This is a genomic window from Streptomyces sp. FH025, assembly GCF_017427025.1.
Taxonomy (GTDB): domain Bacteria; phylum Actinomycetota; class Actinomycetes; order Streptomycetales; family Streptomycetaceae; genus Kitasatospora.
Map to the genome: position 1 here is coordinate 1 of NZ_JAFLNG010000814.1, position 3,083 is coordinate 3,083.

Sequence of the window (3,083 nt, forward strand, 5' to 3'; positions counted from 1 at the left end):
TCACCGGCCCGGCCCGCAGCGAGTACGCCTGCGCCCCGGAGCTGTCCCCGCTGGTCACCCAGGTGGTCCGGTTCCGCAACGCGGCCGGGCACCCGCTGCTGGCCGGCCCGGTCGAGCTGGTGCGCGGCAGCGGCTTCACCGGCCGCGGCGAGCTGCGCTTCACCGCCACCGGGGCCGACGCCGAGCTGTCCTTCGGCAGCTCGGACGGCTACCGGGTGGTCCGCGAGACCGAGGAGCGCCAGGCCACCGCCGCCCTGACCGGCCGGCAGACCACCACCCGCACCGTCCGGCTGCACCTGTCCCGCTTCTCCGGCCCGGAGGAGCACGACGAGCGGCTGGTCGCGGTGCGCGAACGGGTGCCGGTCTCCGAGGTGGCGGCGGTCGAGGTGCGGCTGCGCAAGGAGGACTGCTCCCCGGCGCCGGACTCCTTCGACGCCGAGGGCATCGTCCGCTGGGACGTCCCGCTGGCCCCGGGCGCCCGCCGCACCCTCACCCTGGTGTACGAGATCTCGGCCTCCGCCAAGGTGGCCGGGCTCTGATCACCGGCCCGCCGGTGACGGCCGCTCAGGAACGAGCTCAGGAACGAGCCCAGGAACAATCCGAGGACAACGGGTAGAAAAGGAACATGATCCTCCACCTCGCTCCCCTGGACGACTGGCTGACCGACCCCGGTCGGCCGTACGCCGCCGCGTCGCTGCTCACCGACGGGTTCATCCACTGCTCGGCGGACGAGCGGACGGCGCTCGCGGTGGCCAACGCCTTCTTCCCCGACGCCCCCGACCCGCTGATGGTGCTGCTGATCGAGGAGGCGCTGGTGGAGCCGATGGTCAAGTGGGAGGCCCCGCACGGCGCCCCGCCGCCCGGGGCCACCCCGGGCGTCCTGTTCCCGCACATCTACGGGCGGCTGAACCGATCCGCCGTGGTCGGCCTGGAGAAGGTCGAGCGCGGCACGGACGGCCGCTGGGCGTCCCTCAGCCCCTGGAGCTGAGGTACGGCCCCCGGAGCCGAGGCCCGACGCTCACAGCCACCCCCGCTCCCGGGCCGCCATCCCGGCCTGGAAGCGGGTGGTGGCGCCCAGCGAGCGCATCAGGCTCTGCAGCCGCCGCTGGGTGGTGCGGGCGCTCCAGCCCAGCGAGCGGGCGATCGACTCGTCGGTCAGCCCGGCCGCCAGCAGGCCCAGCAGCTTGCGGTGGTCGGCCTCCGGCTCCAGCGCCGCCTCCCCGGTGCCGATCGCGGCCTGGAGCTGCACGGCCCGCTCCCACTCGGCCTCGAACAGCGTGTCCAGCGCCTGGAGCAGCGCCGAGGGGTGGATCACGTACGCGGCGTCCAGCACGCTGTCGCCCACGCTGATCGGGATGATCGCCATCCGGTCGTCCGACATGATCATCTTCATCGGGAGCGTCGGCCGTACCCGCGCCTCCTCGCCGTCCGCGACGCCGACCAGGATGTTCCTCTCCAGCCGGCCGGGCCAGGCCACCGCCTCCCGGTCGTAGATGGTCCGGAACCGCAGCCCCTCCCGCATCCGCCGCCGTTGCAGCGGCAGCTGCGCCACCGGGTCCTGGATGTACGGCGGACGGTCGAAGCCGCGGACCTGGTACTGGCTGGTCCCGGTGATGTGCTCCAGCCGCTGGGCGATCGCCTCGCCGCCGGTCAGCACCTCCACCGAGTGCGCCGGATCGGTGTAGCGCGAGGCCTCCCGGAAGGCGTCCATCAGCCGGTGCATCTCGGCCCGGGCCTGCCGCAGCTCGGACTCCCGGTGGCCGATCAGCGTGCCGATCGCGACGTCCGGGGCGACCGGCAGGTAGCGCTGCCGGTCCACCGGCGCACGGGTGGCCATGCCCTGCTGCGCCAGCCGGTCCAGCGCGCGCACGCTCTGCTGGAGGGTCAGGCCGCAGCTCTCGGCCAGCTCCTCCGCGGTGGACTGCGGATTGGCCACCAGGGCCGCGTAGACCTGTCCGTCCGGCTCGGCCAGCCCCAGCGGGCCGAGGGCCTGTCCGGCGGATCGCCCCAGTGCTGCATCGGACACGACGCCCGTCTCCCCCTGTTCGCCCCTGATCACCCCCGCCGGCACCCCTGCTGGCGCACTCCCGCCACACGGCGGGGCGGTGGTCCGGTGGCCATCCTCGGCCACGGATCATGACGCTGACAAGGCCGTGACCAGCGCGTGCGTCCGGACTCACACACGGCGGAGGGCCCCCCGCCACCACGGGCGGGGGACCCTCCGAAGGACTCCGGACGAACCGGACAGGTCCTACAGGCCGACCTCGCGCATCAGCTGGCCGACCTCCGGGTTGGTCAGGCGGCGCAGCCAGCCCGACTTCTGGTCGCCGAGCGCGATCGGGCCGAAGTGCGTGCGCACCAGCTTCTCGACCGGGAAGCCGACCTCGGCCAGCATCCGGCGGACGATGTGCTTGCGGCCCTCGTGCAGGGTCACCTCGACCAGGTAGTTCTTGCCGACGTTGGAGACCACCTTGAAGCTGTCGGCGCGCGCGTAGCCGTCCTCCAGCTCCACGCCCTGCGCCAGCTGCTTGCCCAGGTCGCGCGGGATCGGGCCCTGGATCGCGGCCAGGTAGGTCTTGGTCACGCCGTAGCGCGGGTGGGTGAGGCGGTGGGCCAGCTCGCCGTGGTTGGTGAGCAGGATGATGCCCTCGGTCTCGGTGTCCAGCCGGCCGACGTGGAACAGCCGGGTCTCCCGGTTGGTCACGTAGTCGCCCAGGCACTGGCGCCCGTCCGGGTCCTCCATGGTGGAGACCACGCCGGCCGGCTTGTTGAGCGCGAAGAACAGGTAGGACTGGGTGGCGACGGTCAGACCGTCCACCTTGATCTCGTCCTTGGCCGGGTCGACCCGCTTGCCCTGCTCGGTGACCCGCTTGCCGTTGACCTCGACCCGGCCCTGCTCGATCAGCTCCTCGCAGGCCCGGCGGCTGCCGACGCCGGCCCGGGCCAGCACCTTCTGCAGGCGCTCGCCCTCGGGCTCGCCGAAGGTCTTGGGCAGCTTGACGGCCGGCTTGTCGTGCCGGGCGAGGACGGCGTCCTCGATCTTGGCCTGGAGCTCGCGGGAGCGCTGCGGCTGACGGCGCGGG

The 3,083-nt window shown here is 73.3% G+C and carries 4 protein-coding genes; 2 read left to right on the forward strand and 2 right to left on the reverse strand.

The window, feature by feature from the left end; genetic code table 11:
* The coding region (locus J0670_RS34270; RefSeq protein WP_207816268.1) for a DUF4139 domain-containing protein at positions 1-539 on the forward strand (539 nt) is incomplete at its 5' end.
* An 86-nt stretch (positions 540-625) separates the two neighbouring features.
* The gene (locus J0670_RS34275) at positions 626-988 is read left to right on the forward strand and encodes a DUF952 domain-containing protein (protein ID WP_207816269.1); all 363 of its coding nucleotides are present in this window, start codon (positions 626-628) and stop codon (positions 986-988) included.
* Between the two features lie 30 nt (positions 989-1,018).
* Here the strand turns inward: J0670_RS34275 and J0670_RS34280 are convergent, their stop codons facing one another.
* Both J0670_RS34280 and J0670_RS34285 read right to left on the reverse strand, forming a co-directional pair.
* The gene (locus tag J0670_RS34280; protein ID WP_207816270.1) at positions 1,019-2,026 is read right to left on the reverse strand and encodes a helix-turn-helix domain-containing protein; all 1,008 of its coding nucleotides are present in this window, start codon (positions 2,024-2,026) and stop codon (positions 1,019-1,021) included.
* A gap of 225 nt (positions 2,027-2,251) precedes the next feature.
* Positions 2,252-3,083: pseudouridine synthase (locus J0670_RS34285; RefSeq protein ID WP_207816271.1), on the reverse strand; the 832-nt coding region annotated here is incomplete at its 5' end.

Bases quoted from the DNA above. Each gene is read 5' to 3' on its own strand.
- J0670_RS34275 (WP_207816269.1), top strand. From the start codon at position 626: ATGATCCTCCACCTCGCTCCCCTGGACGACTGGCTGACCGACCCCGGT.